Origin of the sequence: Nocardia sp. NPDC058519 (assembly GCF_042719755.1) — a bacterium.
Taxonomy (GTDB): Bacteria; Actinomycetota; Actinomycetes; order Mycobacteriales; family Mycobacteriaceae; genus Nocardia.
Window position 1 is genome coordinate 66,998 of the sequence record NZ_JBHXNK010000015.1, and the last position, 19,658, is coordinate 86,655.

The window sequence follows — 19,658 nt, forward strand, 5'->3', positions numbered from 1 at the left end:
TCGAATCGGTGATAATTTGGCACCGGAGATCAAGTTACCGGCCAGTAACATGCCGTTACCGGCCAGCGGAACGGGGGCAACACCGTGAGCACTGCGACGATCACACTCGGGATCATCGGCGCCATCATCACCGTGATCTGCTGGGGGTCACTGCTTCTCGGCCTGAGCCGGATGGTCCGCGTCCTGCGTGCCGGCCAGCCCGACCGATCACGGATACACCCGGTGCTGCCACGGATGAAGACCGTCATCGTCGAGGTCGGCGCGCACACGCGGATGAACAAGTTCCGGACCGTCGGCTGGGCGCATTGGCTCGTGATGGTCGGGTTCCTGCTCGGCATGGTGTTCTACTTCGAGTCCTACGGACAAACCTTCGACCCGGAGTTCGGCTGGCCGATCATCGGCGACACGTTCGGCTATCACCTGCTGGAGGAAATCCTCGGTCTCGCCACCGTCATCGGGATCGTGGTGCTGATAACCATCCGCCAGCTGAATCATCCACGCCGGCCAGAGCGCCTTTCCCGGTTCAGCGGATCCGATCTCGTTGCCGCATACGCCATCGAGACGATCGTGCTCATCCACGGCCTCGGTGATGTCTTGCTCAAAGCAGGCAAAATCGCCACCTACGGAGGCGGGCACGCGTCGAGCGATCTGTTCACGATGCAGGTCGCGCGGTTGCTTCCGGCCAGTCCGCCGATGATCTCGATCTTCGCGTTCATCAAGATGCTCGCGGGTGCGGCGTTCCTCTATCTCATCGGCCGCAAACTCACCTGGGGTGTGGCCTGGCACCGGATCTCGGCCTTCTTCAACATCTACTTCAAGCGCGAGGCCGACGGCGGCGTCGCCCTCGGAGCAGCCAAGCCCATGATGTCGGGTGGCGCGGTCCTCGATCTGGAAACCGCCGACCCCGATGTCGACACGCTCGGCGTCGGCAAGGTCGAGGATTTCACCTGGAAGGGCCTGCTCGACTTCACCACCTGCACCGAATGCGGTCGCTGCCAGTCGCAGTGCCCGGCGTGGAACACCGGAAAGCCGCTGTCCCCCAAGCTGCTCATCACGTCGCTGCGCGACCACACCTATGCCAAGGCGCCCTACCTGCTCGCCAGTGGAGACGAAGACAAACTGTCCGAGGCTGATCGTGCGGAGGCTGATCGTCCGCTGGTCGGCGGCGAGGACATCGGCGGGATCATCGATCCCGAGGTGTTGTGGTCGTGCACGACCTGTGGTGCGTGTGTCGAGCAGTGCCCGGTCGATATCGAGCATGTCGACCACATCATCGATATGCGCCGCTACCAGGTGCTGATCGAGTCGGAGTTCCCCTCCGAGCTGGCCGGTCTGTTCAAGAACCTCGAGAACAAGGGCAACCCGTGGGGTCAGAACTCCAAAGACCGGTTGAACTGGATCAAGGAAGTCGATTTCGACATCCCGGTCTTCGGTAAGGACGCCGACAGCTTCGACGGGTACGAGTACCTGTTCTGGGTCGGTTGCGCCGGCGCCTACGAAGACCGTGCGAAGAAGACGACCAAGGCAGTCGCGGAGCTCCTCGCGACCGCGGGGACCAAGTTCATGGTCTTGGGTGCGGAAGAGACCTGCACCGGTGACTCGGCGCGGCGTGCGGGTAACGAGTTCTTGTTCCAGCAGTTGGCGTTGCAGAACATCGAGGTCATCAACTCGGTGTTCGAGGGTGTCGAGCAGTCCAAGAAGAAGATCGTCGTCACCTGCGCGCATTGCTTCAACACGCTCAACAACGAGTACCCGCAGGTCGGTGGCACCTATGAGGTGGTCCACCACACCCAGTTGCTGAACCGGCTCGTGCGCCAGAAGCAGCTGGTCCCGGTCGCGACGGTCTCGCAGAACATCACCTACCACGACCCCTGCTATCTGGGTCGGCACAACAAGGTCTACGACGCACCGCGTGAGCTGATGGAAGCGTCGGGTTCGAATCTGATCGAGATGCCCCGCCACGGCGAACGTTCCATGTGCTGTGGTGCCGGTGGTGCTCGGATGTGGATGGAAGAGCAGCTCGGCAAGCGCATCAACGTCGACCGGGTCGATGAGGCGTTGTCGACCAACCCGACCAAGATCGCGACGGGTTGCCCGTTCTGTCGGGTCATGCTCAACGATGGTGTGACCGCACGCCAGGAGCAGGGTCAGGGCGAGGGTGTCGAGGTCGTCGATGTCTCGCAGTTGATGTTGGACTCGATCACTCGTATCGATGCTGCTGAGTTGTCGGCGAATCTGGTTGTCGTCCAGGAGCCCAAGGCTGAATCAGCCATAGCATAGGAATATTTCCGGTAACCGTATCGATATCTATGGTATGGCAATGTAATTCACCATTTATGTCGAAGTGATGATGTTTTTCCGGTATCACAGCTGGTGGGTTCCACGGAATCGTTGACGATGCGAAAATGTCCTCGGACCGAGATCCGGTCCGGCAGAGGATGTTCCGCCGGACTCGGCGGGCAGACTGGAGGGGCAGGATGCTTTTCTCGAAATTCAGCGCGATCGCCGTTCTCGCGGCAGGAGCTGTCGGTCTCGCGGCCACCACCACCGCGCAGGCCGCACCATCAGCGGCGGCTCCGATCGTGCAGGGCGTCGACAGCGGCGTCGCGTTCACCGCGAGTCCGCTGGCCGATGGCTCCGGGCTCACCGTGTCCGCCCCGGACGGCACGTTCCGTGTCGCCGGTGGTGCGGTCACCCTCACGAACCGGGAGGGCCAAGTCGTCGCCGCCGTACCGACCCGAATCATCACCGGCGCAGGCGATTTCGATCTAGTGGCGGGCATCTCCGCCGACGGACGTTCAGCGACGCTGAGCCCCGCCGCCGCACCGGCCGTCGTCACCGCCAACATGGCCGACTTCGTCGACGCGGCCAGTGACACCCAGGCCCGCAAGCAGCACAACGCGGGCATCGGCGCACTCATCGGCGCCGGGATCGGCGCAGTGCTCGGCTTCTTCCTCGGCGGAGTCGGCGCACTGGTGACCATCCCGATCGGTGCGGGCATCGGCGCCCTCATCGGCTACTCGACGCCGTAGCAGGTCGTGAGTGGTGGCCGCCTATCGGACGGCCGCCACTCACGCCGTGACGGTCACTGCCGCCTGCACCTCAGTGCGACCACGCTCCGTCATCTACGAAACTGTCTGTGGGACAAGATAAGTTGAGCCGCGAAGCCGTGAACTGTACGGCGGTCACAGGAGGCTCCCTCATGTCCAGTCCCGCAGGCTACCCGACCTCGCATCAAGGCCGAACACGTCAACAAGGTCCCTCGCGACCGCAAAAGTCCTCAGGCGGCTGGATCGTGGCGGCGGTCCTCGTGATCGTGGTCGGAATCCTCGGCGCTATCGGTGTTGGTGCTATCGGATTCTTCCGCATGTCGGACGACGTCGACCGTTACCAGCGTGTTACGGTCCCCGGCTCCGGCGATCTGCAACTCGCGGCAGGCGATTACACCGTCTACTTCGAGTATCCCGGGGCGGCCACGCTCGATCCGCCGGAGGCAGTGCGGGCCCGATTGACCGACCCCACAGGGCAAGTGGTGCGCACCGAGGCCGTCGGCGCCGAGCAGTCATATCAACTGGGCAGCCGCGAGGGAACCGCGGAGTTCACATTCCACGCAGTTCAGGACGGCATGTACGTCCTCGAAACCGACGGCGGCCCCGGCATCACCCTTGCTGTCGGCCACGACCTCGGCTCCTCGTTCGCCGGTCCGATCCTGCTCGCCGTGGCGATCGCGATCACTGCCATCATCCTCGGCGTCGCCATCCTGATCATCACCGCGATCCGCCGCGCCGGGTCCCGGCGGCCACCCGTGATCGGATCCGGGGCCACCAAGCCACATCCGATGTGAACACCTTGCCGACGGAGGGACAGTCGCTTCCGCGGGCGACCAGGTCTCCTGTGGACATCATCGAAACAACTTGTCGGACTGCGCCGGAGATCCACGAACTGTTCGAGGACCAATTCGAGGAAGAGGAGTGGATGTGCGGACGGCACCGACCCGGCCTCGCTCGGGCGGGCGGCCGTCGGGAGCCGTTTCGATCAGGTGGTTCGGCCTTCTTACCAGCGCGGCTAAGGTCGGCAGGGTGATTCGGCGGACGAACCTGAGGAGCAGGCGATCATGAACACGTCGAACGAGCGCACACCCAGCGGATGGGAGGAGCTCACCGCCGCGGACCCGGCACATTCGAGCTGGTACGTGGAGCGGTTCAGGACCCTGGCCGCGCAGGGCGAGGACATTGTGGGCGAGGCGCGGCTGATCGACGCGATGCTCGGGCGCGGTAGCCGAGTGCTCGACGCGGGCTGCGGGCCGGGGCGGACCGGTGGCTACCTGCACGGCGCCGGGCACACGGTGGTGGGGGTCGATGTCGACCCGGTGCTCATCGATGCGGCGCGTGCGGACTATCCCGGACCGACCTGGCTGGTCGGCGACCTCGCCGAACTGGATCTGCCTGCCCCCGACTTCGACGCCATCGTGTGCGCGGGCAATGTGATGACCTTTCTCGCCCCGTCCACCCGGTCGGCGGTGCTGGCGGGGTTCGCCGGGCATCTCGCGCCGGGCGGCCGGGCGATCATCGGGTTCGGCGCGGACCGTGGCTACGAGTTCGCCGAGTTCCTGGCCGATGCCGAATCCGCCGGTCTCACAGTTGATCTGCTGCTGTCGACCTGGGATCTGCGGCCCTTCACCGACGACTCCGACTTCCTGGTCGCGGTGTTCTCCCTGACACCCGACTCGAACGCGCGCACCGATCGCGACGCATGATGGGCACCGACGAGCAATAGATAAGAGGCGCAGGTGTCGGAGATGACGGTGGACGAGGTGATGGCCGAACTGGTCGCCCTCGATGACCCGAAGATGCGCGCGGTGAACGAGAAACACGGCGACGATCACGGCGTCAACCTCACGAAGCTGCGTGCGCTGGCCAAACGCCTGAAGACCCAACCTGTATTGGCCCGGCAACTCTGGGACACCGACGACACCGCGGCGAAACTGCTCGCGCTGCTGATCTGCCGCCCGAAGCTCTTCGAGCGGGACGAGCTCGACGCCATGATCCGCCAGGCACGCACCCCGAAGGTCCACGACTGGCTCGTCAACTACGTCGTGAAGAAGAACCCGCACGCCGAAGAGCTGCGCACGGCGTGGTTCGCCGACCCGGACCCGGTGGTCGCGAGCGCGGGCTGGGCGCTGACCACCGAACGAGTCGCCAAGAAGCCCGATGGCCTCGACCTCACGAAGCTGCTCGACCTCATCGAGGCGCGGATGAAAACCGCGCCCGATCGTCTGCAGTGGGCGATGAACCATTGCCTCGCCCAGATCGGTATCGACCATCCCGACCACCGCGCCCGTGCCCTCGACATCGGCGAGCGACTGGAGGTCCTGAAGGACTACCCGACTCCCCCTGGCTGCACCTCCCCGTTCGCACCCACCTGGATCACCGAGATGGTGCGTCGACAGAACGGCTGACGCCCCGACCCGCCGCACTCGCGCTCGTTAGTTGCCCGTCGGAGCTCGATGGCCGTTAGCGTGTCCCGAATGGGTGTGGATGAGATCTGTGATCGGTACGTCGAGGACTACGCGGCCGCTGATCCGGTCACGGCGACCATGTTCGGCATCGCGGGCCACGACGATCGCCTGACCGACTATTCGCCTGCCGGGCACGCGCTTCGGGCGGAGATCGCCCGAAACGCCTTGCGCGCCATACTCTCCGCGCAACCCGCCGACGACGGTGAACGGGTGGCGAAAGCCGTCTTCACCGAGCGCATCGGGCTCGACGTGGAGATCCATGACGCCGGGCTCCCCCTCGCCGCGCTCAATGTGATCGAGAGTCCGGTGCAGAACATTCGAATGGTGTTCGACGTGATGGCCGCTGAGACCGCCGCGGACTGGTCGGTGATCGCCGAGCGTCTCTCGGGGGTGCCCGCGGCGCTGGCCGGTGTGCGCGCGTCGCTGCTGGTCGCCGCGGAACGCGGACAGGTCAGCGGGCTGCGACAGGTCGTCAAAGTCGCCGAACAGGCCGACACGTGGGCGGGTTCCGGCGGGAAGGAAGGGTTCTTCACCACCTTCGTCGCCGCCGCCGAGGACATCGACGGTGCGCCGCTGGCGCAACTGCGCCGGGGCGCGGACACGGCCCAGCGGGCCTATGCCGACTTCGCCGAGTTCCTGCGCGCCGAACTCGTGCCCCTGGCTCCCGCCAAGGATGCCGTCGGCGAGCACACCTACCGGCTCTGGTCGCGCTATTTCACCGGCGCCGACCTCGACCTGCGGGAGGCCTATATCTGGGGGTGGGCGGAGTTCGCCCGGCTCGAGGCCGAGATGCTGGCTGTCGCTGCCCGCATCGCACCGGGCGCCTCACTCACCGAGACGGCGACCGTGCTCGACGCCGACCCGAAATACCGGGTGCGCGGGCAGTCCGAGCTGCGAGCGTGGCTGCAGAAGGTGTCCGACGAGGCCCTGGAGACGTTGCGCGACAAGCACTTCGAGATTCCCGACGAGATCGTGCAGCTGGAATGCACGATCGCGCCGCCCGGCGGTGTGGTCGGGGCGTATTACGTCGGGCCGAGTGCCGATTTCAGCCGTCCCGCTCGCATGTGCTGGTCGGTGGAGCCCGGAAAAGAAGACTTCGCGACCTGGCGCGAGGTCAGCACCGTCTACCACGAGAGCGTGCCGGGCCATCATCTCCAGGTCGCGACCGCTGTGCGCGAGGCGGATTCGCTGAATCGGTACCAGCGGATGATGTCGTTCGTCTCCGGGCACGGCGAGGGCTGGGCGCTCTACGCCGAACGCCTCATGCACGAGCTCGGCTACCTCGGCGACGACGGCGATCTGTTCGGCATGCTGTCGCAGCAGCTGTTTCGCGCCGCGCGGGTGATCGTGGACATCGGGATGCACCTCGAATGGGAGATCCCCGCGGGCACCGGCTTCCACGAGGGCGAGCGCTGGACTCCCGACCTCGGCCTGGAGTTCCTGCTGACCCGGACGGTCACTGATTCCATCACCGCCCGCGACGAGATCGACCGGTACCTGGGGTGGCCGGGACAGGCGCCCGCGTACAAGCTCGGTGAACGCCTGTGGCTCGCGGCCCGCGCGGAGGCGAGGGAACGAGCGGGCGCGGCGTTCGATTCGAAGCAATTCCACACCCGCGCTTTGCGATTGGGTGGAATGGGTCTGGATACGATGCGGGCGCAACTGGCCGCCATGGCGTGAGGGTCTTCAGAACAGGCTGGTTTGCGCGGGTTCCGGAGTCGCCGTGATCGTGGAGTCGAGTTCGATGCGGCGACCGACCAGGCGGGTGTCGTTGACCAGCACGAGTTCGCTCGCGCCCGCGGTGTCCCGGCACGCGATGGTGTGGCCGTGCGCGGTCACCGCGTCGATGAGGTATTCGCCTGGCTCCCCGGCGATTTCGGTGGCGACCGGGAACCGGCCGTGTTCGAGGATCGTGGCGTAGAAGTCCCGGCCGCCCGACCAGGCGATATCGGTGCGCGTGATGTCGGTGGGCAGTGCGCTCGCGGCGTGCTCGGCCGCATCGGCGACGGCTGATTCCAGGGCTGCCCACGGGCGCAGCGGTTTGGTCAGAATGCGGGTCTTCGTGACACCGGCGACCGCCTGCCCGATTCCCGCTCGTTCGGTCACCGTCCGTTCGAGATCTCGAACATGTAGTCCATCAGGGGAATCGGTGATGAATCGGGCGACCAGCGCGCCCTGTTCGAAGAGACGCCGATTGCGCCGCGACGCCGACGCTGTGCCGACCTTGGTCATCCCGTCGCCGAAATACGCGATGTAGAGGTGGTGAGGCTGCGACATATAGTCGCGGACCTGTTCCGGCAATGCCGTGAGCGGACCACGATGGCTGTGCACCACCGACCAGCCCTCGGTGATTCGGCACTGCTCGCACTGACGGCCCGCGTCGACGCGTGCGCGGCGCGGGCACGGCAGCCGCCCGCGACGGCCGCCACCGAACCCGTTGTACCCCAGGCAGAATCGCCCGGAATCGGTAATCCGGAACGCCAGCCGCGTCCCGATACCGGGCATCAGTTCGGTGGTCCCGTCGTCGCCGAGCAGCTCGTAGAACCATCGCCCCTGCTCGTCCCAGCGAGTGCCGCAGTACAGAGCCGTGGAGATCATCGGTCGAACCTACACCGGTCAGTGGGTGCCGATCACAAGCCGGCAGCCGAAAGATATCTGAACGACCAGTAACCCCCACACGATTTCGCGCGCCGCGAATCGGTCACCTACGTTGAGCGCACAGCAGGGGTGCGAAACTGGTAAGGGGAAACACATGGACGATCTCGAGCTCCTTCTCGACCCGGGATTCAGTGTGACATCGAATGCGCACATGGATCGCCTGACAGATCAGCTGATGGTCGCCGTCGAATCCTGCTCGCGCGACGGCATTCCCTTTCCCCTCATATGGGACGAGGTCGAGGACGCACTCGACCTGGTCCCGGCGGATCTCCCCGCCGAGTGGCGCAGCGAATTGAGGCTCTACCTCACCGATCACGTGATCTCCGCGTTCATGAATGGTCCGGCGGACACGAGACTGCCACCCGGCTGGTGACCCCAGGACGCCACAGCGGTCGAACCGCGCACGTGCTTCAGCGGGCGAAGCGGGCACAGCTCGTACGGCCGGGGCTTCTCGCCGCACCGATGAGTTTCGGGAGGTGAAGGCGTCGTACTGGTAGAAGGCAGTGGATCGATCAGGGATCCGCGCGCCCGGCACCCGAGAGGAACGAGTTATGAGGATCGCTACGTCGAAGGACGGCACGGAACTCGCGTATGACGTGTCCGGGGACGGGCCCGCGCTGGTGTACATCACCGGTGCGACGTGTTTCCGGCGGTTTCGGCCGATCGTCGCCGACGTGGGGGTGTTCGCGACCGAATTCACTGTCTACAACTATGACCGGCGTGGGCGTGGGGACAGCGGGGACGTGCTGCCGTACGCGATCGAGCGCGAAGTCGACGATATCGAGGCGGTTGTCGACGCCGCTGGTGGGCGCGCGATTCTCTACGGACATTCGTCCGGTGCCGCGCTGGCACTCGAAGCCGCGGCTCGGATGCCGGACAAGCTCGACAGGGTCGTGATCTACGACGCTCCCTATGTGCACGACGAGGCCGAGCGGGCGTCTTATGCCGAGCTGGCCGAGAAGGTACGCGCGCTGCTCGACGAGGGAAACAATGCCCGGGCGCTGAAGACATTCCTGCACGGGATCGGTATGCCGCGTGCGTTCGTCGCGCTGCTACCGCTGTTTCCCGGCTGGAGGACCATGAAGGCACTCGCTCCCACGCTGATGTACGACATCGGGATCACCGAGGTACTTCCCCCGGTGGAGCGTTTCGAGAACATCGGGGTGCCGGTGAATGTCGTTGTCGGGGCGAAGAACCCGCCCGGAATGCATCAGGTGGCGCGGGAGTTGGCCGCGGCGATTCCACACGCGACGCATCGGGTGCTCGCCGGGCAGGACCACATGGTCAGCGCCAAGGCGTTGCTGCCGATACTGACCGATTCCGGCGTGAACGATTGAACCCCGCGCCTGCCCGTGCCTACATCGTCGTCCACGACGCCGGCGGGAACGTTCGGACGGACTGCTGGAGCGGTAGCGTGCGCGCGGCGGCCATGGCTTCGGTGCGGCTGGCGTAGACGGGTAGCCACTCGGTGAGGCCGGCGGCGATGATTATCCGATCGGTGACCGACGGCACGGGATTGACCACACTCATGCGCAGCTCGCACTGCTGGGCGCGGGTCGCCATGTCGAGAATCGCCCGGCAGGACATGAAGGTCACGTCCCTGATGTCGATCACCAGGTGACCCGACTGCCCCTCGGCTGCGATGGCATCGTCGAGGATCGCGCGCCACTCGAGCAGATTGCAGGCGTCGATCTCGCCGTGTACGTGCAGCACCGTCGCCGTGTGATGGAGGGTGACCTCCGCGCACAGTTCCGGGTCTTCGACCCGCAACGTCTTGTCACCATCGCTGGAATGGGTGTTCACGAGTGCTCGATCCCTCGACACCGGCAGGCGTACAGACTGCCCCGGCCGAACCTGGTAGCTCCGGATCGGCTGGTGCGTCCATTTCAGCACGCCGAGTCGGTGGTGTCACCGGTTGTGATGGATCTGATGCGTCTCGAAAGACCGCGGGTCATCGGCCCGTCGCGGACCGATGACCCGTGCGGCGTATGACCGGTCAGTCGCGGAAAGCGTCCTTGACCTTCTCGCCTGCGCCCTTGAGGTTCGACTTCACCTGCTCGCCGCGACCCTCGTTCTCGAGATCACGGTCGTCGGTGGCGCGGCCGGCCGCTTCCTTGGCCTTGCCCGCCAGCTCTTCGGCCTTGTTCTTCGCCTTGTCAGCGATACCCATGGCATTCCTTTCAGGCTGTTTCTCGGCCAACTGGTGGCCGTGGGCCGTCCTGGGGACCCATCGAAGGCCTACCCGGGTCTGCCGGATGCAAACAGTCACGGCGTCCGGCGCGGATCAGTCGCCTTCGATGCGGGCCCACGCGCGATGCTCACCCAGGTCGGTGAGTAGCCCACTGGTGGCCGCCCCGGAATCGGCGACGGTGATTCCCGCTACGTCGGTGTCGATGTCGTTGCGCTGCAACACCGATACCCCGGCACCGACCGCAGCGATCGCCTTGCCGTGCCGCCACATCTCCTCGACGAGCAGGTTCACCCTCGGGTCATCCGGTGCGGCCAGCAGCAGCGCACCGTCGAATTCGACCGACCGCATCGTCGCGAACGTCCGTGCCACCGGTACTCCGTCGATCACACCGCCGCGCGCCGCCACGACCATCGGCCTGACCTTGGCCTCTTCCAGGGCGGTCGAGACCTCCTGCACCGCGTCGGCCGATGTGGTGTCATCGACCAGTACGGCCACGGTCCGCCCGTCCACCGGGAAGCTGCCGTGCCGCTGCGACAACGCGGGACTCGGCGCGAGCTCCACGCGTTCGCTGGTCGGGGTCGGCTTGTCGAGCCCGAGTTGCCCGGCGACATAGTCGGCCAGCCCGTCATCGACATTGACCAGCATCTGCAGACCACGCTGCTGGATCGTCTCCGACAGGCACTTGCCGAGTTCGAACGAGAACGCGTCGGCCAGATTTCGCTGTTCGCCGGTGGTCAGGCTGCGATAGAACATGCGCGGCTGCGAGTAATGGTCGGCAAACGACACCGAGCCCGCACTGTCGGCGGAGGTCCGCAATTTCGCGGTCGGCGGCGGAATGGGAGTCGGCGATTCGACATAGGCGTCGGCGGCGAAACTGGCCGCGTAGGGGCAACCACCGCCCAGCGAATTGGGTTTGTAGGCAGCGACTCCGGGGTGCACGGCGCCCTGGTGCATGCCGTCGCGGAAATGGTCGTTGACATCGGCGTGCGGTGTATTGATCGGCAGCTGCGTGAAGTTCGGGCCGCCGAGCCGGCTGATCTGGGTGTCGAGATAGGAGAACAGCCTGCCCTGCAGCAGCGGATCGTCGGTGACTTCGATACCAGGGACCAGGTGCGTCGGACAGAAGGCGACCTGCTCGGTTTCGGCGAAGAAATTCTCCGGATTCGCGGTGAGCCGCAGGGTGCCGATCGTCCGCACCGGCGCGAGTTCTTCGGGGACGATCTTGGTCGGGTCGAGCAGATCGATGCCCTCGAAGAGATGATCGGGTGTGTCGGGGAATACCTGCACACCGAAGTCCCATTCCGGCGGCATGCCCGCCGCGATCGCGTCGGCCAGATCCCGGCGATGGAAATCGGGGTCGAAACCGGCGGTCAGCTGACATTCCTCCCACAGCATCGAGTGCACGCCCAGCCGCGGCTTCCAGTGGAATTTCACCAGACTCGTCGTGCCGTCCTCGGCGACCAGACGAAAGGTGTGGATACCGAATCCCTCCATCATCCGCAACGAACGCGGCAGCGCCCGGTCCGACATGTTCCAGAAGGTGTGTGCGGTCGCCTCGGTGTGCAGCGTGACGAAATCCCAGAACGTATCGTGCGCGGATTGCGCTTGCGGGATCTCACGGTCCGGCTCCGGTTTCCCGGCATGGATCACATCGGGGAATTTGATCGCTTCCTGGATGAAGAACACCGGAATGTTGTTGCCGACCAGGTCGTAGACCCCTTCACCGGTGTAGAACTTCACCGCGAATCCGCGGGTGTCACGCACCGTGTCCGCCGATCCGCGGGAACCGAGCACCGTGGAGAACCGGACGAAGACCGGTGTGCGCGCGTCGGCGGCCAGGAACTTCGCTCGCGTCAGCGACGCGGCGGCGCCGTTGGCCACGAAAACCCCGTGGGCGGCGGTGCCGCGGGCGTGCACAACCCGCTCGGGAATGCGTTCGTGGTCGAAGTGGGTGATCTTCTCGCGCAAGTGGAAGTCCTGCAGCAGCGTGGGACCCCGCGGGCCCGCCTTGAGCGCGTGATCGGTGTCGGCCACGCCCGCACCCTGCGGGGTCGTCAGCCGAGGGCCCTGCTGGGCACGCAGGCTCGCGTCGCCGGGAATCGGTGCGCCGGTGGGGCCGCGCAGTGCGGGTCCTTGCTGATCGGGTGCGGGGCCCGCCTGCTCGCAGGGTGTTGCGGGGTCCTCGTCGGGTGGCGTAGGCGGGTGGGTGAATTCGGACGGAACAGCGTGCTCGGTCATGGAATTTCGTCGTCCCTTCGTCGCACTCGGGGAATTCGGAGAATCGGCCTGCCGTCGTCTCTGATGGACTACCGCGTTATTCGCCGGGCAAACCGCGGTCCGATCTCGGCGGGTAACGGCCCGCGATGAGCTCGAGGCGTGACCTGACGGTTACGGGGTAACCTCCGACCAAATGGTCGGTGATGAGGGAGGTGGCGTGCGAGCTCGAGATCGCGACACCGCTCCCCGCTCGAGGACCGTCGGGTTCCAGGTGCCCGCCGAGCTGGACCAGCTGAGCATGGTGCACGCACTCGCCGAGACCGTGCTGCTCGTCGGTGGCTTCGCGCTCGACGAGGTCACCGATCTACTCCTGGCACTCGACGAGGTCGCCACCGCGTTGATGCTGGTCGCGACCCCGAACTCCCAGCTCGACTGCTCGTTCACCGGTGGCGACGGCGTGCTCGGTGCCCGGGTGAGCGCACTGGCCCGAGAGCCCGCCGCACTCGATGAGCAATCCTTCGGCTGGCATGTCGTCGCGACCCTGACCGACGCGCTGCGCACCGATTACGCCGCCTTCGACCCGGCCCGCGACGGCTACCCGACCACCGTCGAATTCGGCTGGATCAGACGTTTGCACAGACCGACCGAATCGTGATGATCGCGCACTAGCCTCGTAGATAGGGCATGGCCCCGGGTCCCGGTGGGTACCCCATGAACACATCCGCAACCGCCTGGAAGTGAGGCAAGTAGCGATGACATGGGAATCAACGACAGCAGCAGTTCGTCCGACCGCCCGGCGATCCCATTCGCGCGGCGACAGCTACGACAACATCGAACCGTGGTTCGACAAGCTGCGGGCACTTCCCCCCGGCGATGCGCACCACGACGCGCTGCGCAGGCAGGTCATCGAACTGTGTCTGCCGCTCGCCGATCACATCGCGCGCAAGTTCAACGGCCGCGGCGAGCAGTTCGACGATCTCGAGCAGACCGCCCGGGTAGGGCTGGTGCTCGCCGTTGATCGCTATGACGTCACCCGCGGCTCCTCCTTCCTGTCCTTCGCGATCCCGACGATCATGGGCGAGGTGCGCAGGCACTTCCGTGATCGCACGTGGGCGGTGCGCGTGCCGCGGCGGCTCAAGGAGATCCAGCTCAGGATCGGACCCGCCACCGAGGAACTGTCGCAGCGGCTCGGGCGGTTCCCCACCGCGCACGAACTCTCCGACGAACTCGGCGTCGACCTGGTCGAGGTCACCCGCACGCTGGTCGCGGGCAACGGCTACCAGACCAACTCCATCGACGGCGTCACCCACGACGGTCGCGACAATTCCACCCAGCCGATCACCGATATTCTCGGCTCCGAGGAGCCCTGCTACCAGCTCACCGAGGACGCGATGGCGGTTCGTCCGCTGATCGCCGAGCTGCCCGCCGAAGAGCGGCGGGTGCTGATCATGCGTTTCTACGAGTCCAAGACGCAGGGCCAGATCGCCGAGGAATTGGGTGTCTCCCAGATGCAGGTCTCGCGGATCCTTTCGCGGACCCTGACGTCGTTGCGTGAGCAAGCACTCGCCGAGCCGATGGCCGCGCCGTGACAGCAGCGCCCTCACGTGCCAAAATTGTTCGAGGTTGAGACCTCCAGCCGAACCCGGTTCTCGTGCGCCGCACCCTGACCGTCGGGCAATGGCCTGTCGGTAGTGCGAACCGGAACGCCCTGTCGCACAGGAGGTTCTATGTCCGTCGTCATGGATCGCCGGCATTCGAGCCGCCTGCGCTGGTACCGCGGGTGCTCCGCGGCCGCCGCGGCCGAGTTGGCGCTGCGCGACCCGGGGCGACCGGGCTGCTGGGTTCTGCACGGCGGTATCGAGCTCGACGCGGCGCGGATGCCCCGATTCAGTGCGTTGCTCGACCGCGCTGTGTGTTCCGGCGCGCGCGTCGTGGTCCTCGATCTGCGCGATACCGAGTTCCTGAGCCTGCGGGTCGCCGCCGTGCTCGGCGTCGCCAAAGCTGATGCGTGGGCACGCGGGGTCGACATCCGCCTGCTCACCGGCGGTCGCGAAGTGGAGCGGGCGCTGGTTCTTGTCGGCGTGCGGCCACTGTTCCGGTACTACCTGTCCATCGATGAGGCGTCGCGATCCGAATCCGGCTGTTGAGAAGCTGTTTCGGGCCCACGGTCCTGGGTATGCGCTCGGTGAAGCCACTCCAGCGCACGCTCGGGAGGAGGACCTCGTGGATTCGAGCGACCGGATCATCGCCGATTCGATTCATGCGACATCGATCCGTATCCAGATCGACGCCGACCTCGGCCAGGTTGTCATGCTCCGGGCTGTCGCCGAAACCGTTGCGCTGATCGCGGGTTTCACCGTCGACGCCGTGGCCGATATGCGAGTCGCGCTCGACGAGGCCGCCACCTGCCTGATCCTCGGCGCGGTGCCCGATTCCCAGATCAACTGCGAGGTGACCGCCGACGGTTTCCGGATCCGGATCGCGGTCGACGGCGTGTGTGCGGCCGCCGACCCGATCGACACGACGGGGTTCGGCTGGCATGTGATGCACTCGATCACCGACCACCTCACCACCGACCACGACGCCTACGACCGGGCACGGGGCGGTTACCCCGTCGCCATCACCTTCACGCAGGTGCGGCGGGTGCACTGATCGCCTCGCGCAGCGAAGAGCGATCCTCGTTCCAGCACTTCAGGATGTGATCGGCCAAGCGGTCCTCCAGCAGGTTCGTCGCCTGGATGCCGAAGACGATCGAAGCGGCTTGGCGGGGTTCAGCATCCAGCAGCCCGGCGATGACATCGCGGCGCATCACCTGCTCGTGCACGGCGTCGGCCTCGACGTGCTCGGCGTAGAAGTGCGCGCACGCGGGATGCGGGAGCAGCGTGCGGGCCAGCGCGGCCAGGCGCCGGGAGGCCGGCGACGAGGTGATCTCGACGGTGGCGAAATGCCCGACCAGTGCACCGCGCAGACCGCGATGCAGGCCGAACAGCGACATCATGTCCACCAGCGCGAGCATCGGCGCGGGCACCGTGTCGAGGTAGTGCAGGTAGCCCGGCTCGAGTCCCGCGCCCGCGAGCAGGTCGGCGAAGAGTTGCGCGTGGACGCGTTCGCCGCGGCCGCCGCCGAACTCGTCGAATTCCACCGCGACCAGCGACGCTTTCGCCTGTCCACGCAGGCGCGGGATCACCCAGGCATACGGGTCGGCCTCGATGTGGTGGTAGATCGAGCGGTGGACGAAGTATTCGCGCAACTGGTCGGCGGTCCCCCGCTCGGCGAGGAACCCGGCGATACCGTCGGTGTCCCTGGTCGGTTCGAGCAGACGGTCCAGTTCCCCGTCGACGTCGTCGCCGCCGGGGACATCGTCACGCAGTGCCGCGAGCAGGGTGTTCTCCAGGTCGCGGCGTAAGCGCAGGAGGTCGGGGTCCCATTCCCAGTTCTCGTCGACACCGGCGAATCCCTGATAGTGCAGTTCGTAGCAGGTGTGCAGGGTCAGCAGGAGATCTTCGCCGTAGGGGTCGAGTCCGCAAGGATCGGGAACCACCGAACCTGTTGTCCGCGTGAGTAATTCGGCAACCGCGGCCGACAGCTCACCGCGCGGGCGCGGGAGTGATCGCAGGGGCATCAGTCCGCGCTCCTCGGGTGACGTCGGCGCCGGTGGCTGGTATCGCACAGCGGGTAGGTGCTCGACCGACGGCACAGACACAGCGCCACCACGAAACGATCGCAGTGCAGCACCGTGCCGTCGGCGGTGACCACGTCGACGGGCCCGTCGATGAGTGCGGGCCCGTCGTCGGTGAGCACGACGCGCCGCGGCTCAGGCGGGGTCGGCGACGACAGACGACGATGTTCGGTCGACACGGATCACCACCAGTTCCTCATCGCGCTGACCACGGCTGATGAAGCCCTTCGCGGCCAGCCACCCGGCACGCGACCGCATCACCGGCCCGAACGGCACCGTTCCCGTCGCCACGACAGCGGCGTTCGCACCCAGCTCGCGGAGCTGGTCCAAGCTGCGCTGGGGATCACTGATCGCCGAATGCACGATCAACCCGACGCCGCGGTCGGTGAGCAGGTCCGGCAGCATCGCGCACAACCGGTCGAGCACGCTCCTACCGTCGGGGCCCGCGTCCCACGCCAGCGCCGCACCGCGACCGCCCGCCCGCTCGGCGGGGACGTAGGGCGGGTTCGCGACCACCACGTCGAAGCGCGGCAGCCGCAGCGCGGACGCGAAATCGCCGTGCAGCAACTCCACCGCCACGCCGCGCAGCCGACAGTTCATCCACGTCGATATCAGCGCCGATCGGGACAGGTCGACCGCGGTCAGACTGCCCGCACCCGCCGCCGCGGCCGCCATCGTCAACGCGCCGGTACCAGCGCACACGTCGAGCACCCGGCCGCCACGCAGCGAGGGCACCTCGTTCAGCGCGCGAGCCAGCAGCCAGGTGTCGGCCTGCGGCCGGTAGACACGTGGCGCCCTGACGACCGCCACCTCAGTGTCCTCGTGGTTCACCCAGGGCGAGGTCCTCCTGCGCCTTCACCCGCCGATGCTCCGCGACCACGAGCCCGATCCCCACCACCAGACACACCGCGCACGCCACCCCCGCGATCACCGCCCAGCCCGCGAAGCCGTACCCGGCCGCGGTGAGGGTGACCCCGAGCAGCACCAGCCCGATGGCGGCGAGAATCAATCCGGGCCAGTTCCTCGTGTCCCTGATCGACTCCCCCGCATGTGTTCGAGTGGTCCGAGCGTTATCGAGGAACTGCTTCTCTGACTGATTCACCGTGCGTGCTCCTTTCGAGGACGACACCGCCCTGTCGTGGACATGCCCGTAAAACGGTGACGCAATCAACCGGCACCCGGCGTGGGGCCGGTGATTCAGTTCGTCTCGATGACCTCGGCCAGGTCGCGGCGCGGGGTGGATTCCAGCGGGGCGGCGGCGTGCGGCATGACGCCGACGCGGATCATGACGTGCGGATAGGCACATTCCTGCAGGACGGTGGTGCGGATCTGATCACGCAGGTCCACCATTCCCAGCGGTTCGGACTGCAGGCTGGTCGCCAGGCCGCGGTGGGTGGCCTGCAGCAGCATCGCGCTCGTCGCCTGGCCCGCTCGCAGCTGGGAGAGGCGGTTGTCACGCGGCGTGCACACGACAAGCCAGTGCGCGGAGTCGGGTTCGTCGGTGTACTCGGACAGTTCCGTTTCGGCGAAGGCCCGCACCGGCAGTTCGTCCGATGCCCGGGCTGCCGGGGCATTGCGGGCAGGCACGCCTGCGGGCGCGCCGTGGCAGCCGCTCCACTGCTCCAGTTCCGCCAGATAGTTCGTGTCCGTCGCATGCCGGGCGGCGGCTCGGCGCATCGGGGCGGCCAAGTGCGAGAGCAGAAGGTCCGGAACATGCCTGGCCGCGGCCCCGAATCGGGCCGCGCACCGCGACACCGCGCGCAGGTCGTGCGAGGCCACCGGCAGGCGGGGGTAGCGGCGCCGATCGGATTGGCGAAGGTGGATGGCGGCGGCCAGCCGGATATCGAGATCTGTGGGCGAGCGCGGCGTGAACTCCATCGTCGCGAGATGATCGGGCCGGTCCGGATCGGGCATCCGGTCGATGTCGGCCTGCCAGCCCAGCATGGCGAAGGCCACTTCGAGATGATGCAACGCGGCGCCGCAGCTCACCACGAGAGCGCGCGCCTTGGGGTCGGTCGCGCTGACCTGACGCCCGAAGTCGGCGAACAGATCGACCCGGCCCGGCCGGATCCGCCACCGCCACGGTTGGGTGTTGTGTACCGAGGGGGCACGCACCGCCAATTGCAGCGCGTCTCGGCATGTTGTGATGCTCGGCCCTGATGGGCGCATTCTCGCCTGCCTTCCTTCCAGCGCAGGTAGGCGAAACCTCGTTCCGGCCGTGCGCGGAAACCATTCCGCGCCTGCGTTCCGTTAGGCGTTCTTAGGGTCGACTATCACCCTAGATGACGAACCTGTGAAACTTCGCGGCCGGACAGACCTCGGCCGGGACGCTGGTGGCTGCCGCCCAGCGCAACAGGCGGTCACGGGCGCCGAGGTTGCTGTTCGATGTGGTCAGGACCACTTTCAGGACTTCGGGGTCCTGGCGAGTTGGTGAATCCGCCGCACGCGTCCGTCGGCGGCGACGCTGCCGATCATGATCCATTCGATCGCCACCTGACCGAGCTTGCGATGTTCGGCGGCGAGGCAGCAGCGGGCGGCGAATCGGTGGCCGTCGACGAGGAGGTCGTCGATCCGGACATCGACGGCGGTGACGTTCTTACGGGAGGGGGCCGCGTGCGCGATCAGCGCGGCGCGATCGAGCTCGGTGCCGTCGGCCTGCCAGATCACGTCCTCGGTCAGGGTTCGGTCCACGATCTCGGCGGGATCCTCGTCGGACAGGGCCATGTCGCGGGTGTAGTCGAGGACGAGTCGACGGGCCGCGCGTTCAGTTATCTCTGACATACTTGACAATTTTAAGTGCGCTGTTATCGTTGTCAATCGTGTCAGAGATAAGGAAGCGCCGTCAGCGAGCCGAGGTCGGACGCAACCGGTCGGCACTGGTAGCCGCGGCGATCCGGGTGCTCGGCGAGCGTCCGGAGGCGAGCATGTCCGAGATCGCCGCCGCGGCCGGGGTCACCCGCCAGACCGCGTACGCGCACTTCGGCACCCGCGAGATGCTGCTCGCCTCGGTGCGTGACGAACAGAGCCGACGGGCCATCGATGCGCTGACGGCAGCGGACCTCGAAACCGGCACTGCCACTGCGGCTCTCGACCGATTCCTGGCCGCGGTCGCCACTATGCTCGCCGAGCAGACGAGATTCGATTGTTCCGACAACGACCGCACAGCCGATGCCGCGCGCCACGTACCGATCGAACAGCACCTCGACGCGCTAATCCGCCGTGGCCGCGACGCGGGCGAATTCACGACGGACCTGCACACCGAATGGCTCATTGCCGCGACGATCGCGCTCGGCCATGCCGCCGGACAGCACCTGCGCGGCGGCGGAAACGATGTGGCGACCGTGGCCGCCCAGTTCCGATCGTCGGTACTGCGCCTGTACGGCGCCGACTGACCG

The 19,658-nt window shown here is 66.5% G+C and carries 22 protein-coding genes and 1 pseudogene; 13 read left to right on the forward strand and 10 right to left on the reverse strand.

Features of this window, described 5'->3' with window-relative positions; all coding sequences use genetic code 11:
* Nucleotides 1-84 precede the first annotated feature (84 nt).
* The 6 genes and pseudogenes from ACFWPK_RS18180 to ACFWPK_RS18205 form a co-directional block, all read left to right on the forward strand.
* Nucleotides 85-2,214 (forward strand): annotated as a pseudogene (locus ACFWPK_RS18180) ((Fe-S)-binding protein); the annotation flags it as partial.
* Between the two features lie 263 nt (nt 2,215-2,477).
* Entirely contained in the window at nt 2,478-3,032 is a 555-nt protein-coding gene (locus ACFWPK_RS18185) for a hypothetical protein (protein WP_378917167.1), read from the forward strand.
* 263 nt (nt 3,033-3,295) lie between these two features.
* Entirely contained in the window at nt 3,296-3,844 is a 549-nt protein-coding gene (locus ACFWPK_RS18190) for a hypothetical protein (protein ID WP_378917169.1), read from the forward strand.
* Nucleotides 3,845-4,114: 270 nt separating this feature from the next.
* The gene (locus tag ACFWPK_RS18195) at nt 4,115-4,756 is read left to right on the forward strand and encodes a class I SAM-dependent methyltransferase (protein WP_378917171.1); all 642 of its coding nucleotides are present in this window, start codon (nt 4,115-4,117) and stop codon (nt 4,754-4,756) included.
* A gap of 42 nt (nt 4,757-4,798) precedes the next feature.
* Entirely contained in the window at nt 4,799-5,458 is a 660-nt protein-coding gene (locus tag ACFWPK_RS18200; protein WP_378917173.1) for a DNA alkylation repair protein, read from the forward strand.
* Nucleotides 5,459-5,527: 69 nt separating this feature from the next.
* Nucleotides 5,528-7,198, forward strand: a complete 1,671-nt coding sequence (locus tag ACFWPK_RS18205) for a DUF885 domain-containing protein (RefSeq protein WP_378917175.1) — start codon at nt 5,528-5,530, stop codon at nt 7,196-7,198.
* 6 nt (nt 7,199-7,204) lie between these two features.
* Here ACFWPK_RS18205 and ACFWPK_RS18210 read toward each other — a convergent pair whose 3' ends face one another.
* The gene (locus tag ACFWPK_RS18210; protein ID WP_378917177.1) at nt 7,205-8,116 is read right to left on the reverse strand and encodes a hypothetical protein; all 912 of its coding nucleotides are present in this window, start codon (nt 8,114-8,116) and stop codon (nt 7,205-7,207) included.
* 154 nt (nt 8,117-8,270) lie between these two features.
* Here ACFWPK_RS18210 and ACFWPK_RS18215 point away from each other — a divergent pair, with 154 nt between their 5' ends.
* Together ACFWPK_RS18215 and ACFWPK_RS18220 are read left to right on the forward strand one after the other, a co-directional pair.
* Entirely contained in the window at nt 8,271-8,549 is a 279-nt protein-coding gene (locus ACFWPK_RS18215; RefSeq protein ID WP_378917179.1) for a hypothetical protein, read from the forward strand.
* 178 nt (nt 8,550-8,727) lie between these two features.
* The gene (locus tag ACFWPK_RS18220) at nt 8,728-9,513 is read left to right on the forward strand and encodes an alpha/beta fold hydrolase (protein ID WP_378917181.1); all 786 of its coding nucleotides are present in this window, start codon (nt 8,728-8,730) and stop codon (nt 9,511-9,513) included.
* 19 nt (nt 9,514-9,532) lie between these two features.
* On the opposite strand, the gene ACFWPK_RS18225 is transcribed toward ACFWPK_RS18220, so the two are convergent.
* The 3 genes from ACFWPK_RS18225 to ACFWPK_RS18235 all read right to left on the reverse strand — a co-directional run bounded on the left by ACFWPK_RS18225 (nt 9,533) and on the right by ACFWPK_RS18235 (nt 12,605).
* Nucleotides 9,533-9,979 (reverse strand): anti-sigma factor antagonist, encoded by a 447-nt coding sequence (locus tag ACFWPK_RS18225; protein WP_378917183.1) that lies wholly within the window; start codon nt 9,977-9,979, stop codon nt 9,533-9,535.
* Nucleotides 9,980-10,172: 193 nt separating this feature from the next.
* Entirely contained in the window at nt 10,173-10,346 is a 174-nt protein-coding gene (locus ACFWPK_RS18230) for a CsbD family protein (RefSeq protein WP_378917185.1), read from the reverse strand.
* 114 nt (nt 10,347-10,460) lie between these two features.
* Nucleotides 10,461-12,605 carry a catalase gene (locus ACFWPK_RS18235; RefSeq protein WP_378917187.1) on the reverse strand — a complete coding sequence of 715 codons (2,145 nt, stop codon included), beginning with the start codon at nt 12,603-12,605 and terminating at the stop codon, nt 10,461-10,463.
* 196 nt (nt 12,606-12,801) lie between these two features.
* Between ACFWPK_RS18235 and ACFWPK_RS18240 the strand changes: the two genes are divergently transcribed.
* The 4 genes from ACFWPK_RS18240 to ACFWPK_RS18255 all read left to right on the forward strand — a co-directional run bounded on the left by ACFWPK_RS18240 (nt 12,802) and on the right by ACFWPK_RS18255 (nt 15,236).
* Nucleotides 12,802-13,239 (forward strand): anti-sigma factor, encoded by a 438-nt coding sequence (locus ACFWPK_RS18240; protein WP_378917189.1) that lies wholly within the window; start codon nt 12,802-12,804, stop codon nt 13,237-13,239.
* Between the two features lie 97 nt (nt 13,240-13,336).
* Complete coding sequence (locus ACFWPK_RS18245) at nt 13,337-14,173, forward strand: RNA polymerase sigma factor SigF (RefSeq protein WP_378917191.1); 837 nt, start codon at nt 13,337-13,339, stop codon at nt 14,171-14,173.
* A gap of 138 nt (nt 14,174-14,311) precedes the next feature.
* Entirely contained in the window at nt 14,312-14,731 is a 420-nt protein-coding gene (locus ACFWPK_RS18250) for an STAS domain-containing protein (protein WP_378917193.1), read from the forward strand.
* A gap of 76 nt (nt 14,732-14,807) precedes the next feature.
* A complete protein-coding gene (locus ACFWPK_RS18255) occupies nt 14,808-15,236 on the forward strand; it encodes an ATP-binding protein (RefSeq protein WP_378917195.1) in 429 nt (142 codons plus the stop codon).
* On the opposite strand, the gene ACFWPK_RS18260 is transcribed toward ACFWPK_RS18255, so the two are convergent.
* The 6 genes from ACFWPK_RS18260 to ACFWPK_RS18285 all read right to left on the reverse strand — a co-directional run bounded on the left by ACFWPK_RS18260 (nt 15,211) and on the right by ACFWPK_RS18285 (nt 19,044).
* Nucleotides 15,211-16,206: an iron-containing redox enzyme family protein gene (locus ACFWPK_RS18260; protein WP_378917197.1), complete on the reverse strand. Its 996-nt coding sequence runs from the start codon at nt 16,204-16,206 to the stop codon at nt 15,211-15,213. The genes ACFWPK_RS18255 and ACFWPK_RS18260 overlap by 26 nt on opposite strands.
* Nucleotides 16,206-16,442 carry a CDGSH iron-sulfur domain-containing protein gene (locus ACFWPK_RS18265; protein WP_378917199.1) on the reverse strand — a complete coding sequence of 79 codons (237 nt, stop codon included), beginning with the start codon at nt 16,440-16,442 and terminating at the stop codon, nt 16,206-16,208. The genes ACFWPK_RS18260 and ACFWPK_RS18265 overlap by 1 nt, the downstream gene beginning before the upstream one ends.
* Nucleotides 16,399-17,073, reverse strand: coding sequence for a HemK2/MTQ2 family protein methyltransferase (locus ACFWPK_RS18270; protein ID WP_378917201.1), 675 nt, complete (start codon nt 17,071-17,073; stop codon nt 16,399-16,401). Before ACFWPK_RS18270 ends, ACFWPK_RS18265 begins: the two co-directional genes overlap by 44 nt.
* A 1-nt stretch (nt 17,074) precedes the next feature.
* Nucleotides 17,075-17,365 carry a hypothetical protein gene (locus ACFWPK_RS18275; RefSeq protein ID WP_378917203.1) on the reverse strand — a complete coding sequence of 97 codons (291 nt, stop codon included), beginning with the start codon at nt 17,363-17,365 and terminating at the stop codon, nt 17,075-17,077.
* Nucleotides 17,366-17,460: 95 nt separating this feature from the next.
* A complete protein-coding gene (locus ACFWPK_RS18280; protein WP_378917205.1) occupies nt 17,461-18,432 on the reverse strand; it encodes an Acg family FMN-binding oxidoreductase in 972 nt (323 codons plus the stop codon).
* Nucleotides 18,433-18,666: 234 nt separating this feature from the next.
* On the reverse strand, nt 18,667-19,044 hold the full coding sequence (locus ACFWPK_RS18285; protein ID WP_378917207.1) for a nuclear transport factor 2 family protein: 378 nt from the start codon (nt 19,042-19,044) through the stop codon (nt 18,667-18,669).
* Nucleotides 19,045-19,082: 38 nt separating this feature from the next.
* Here ACFWPK_RS18285 and ACFWPK_RS18290 point away from each other — a divergent pair, with 38 nt between their 5' ends.
* Nucleotides 19,083-19,655, forward strand: coding sequence for a TetR/AcrR family transcriptional regulator (locus ACFWPK_RS18290; protein WP_378917209.1), 573 nt, complete (start codon nt 19,083-19,085; stop codon nt 19,653-19,655).
* The last annotated feature ends 3 nt before the right edge of the window (nt 19,656-19,658 follow it).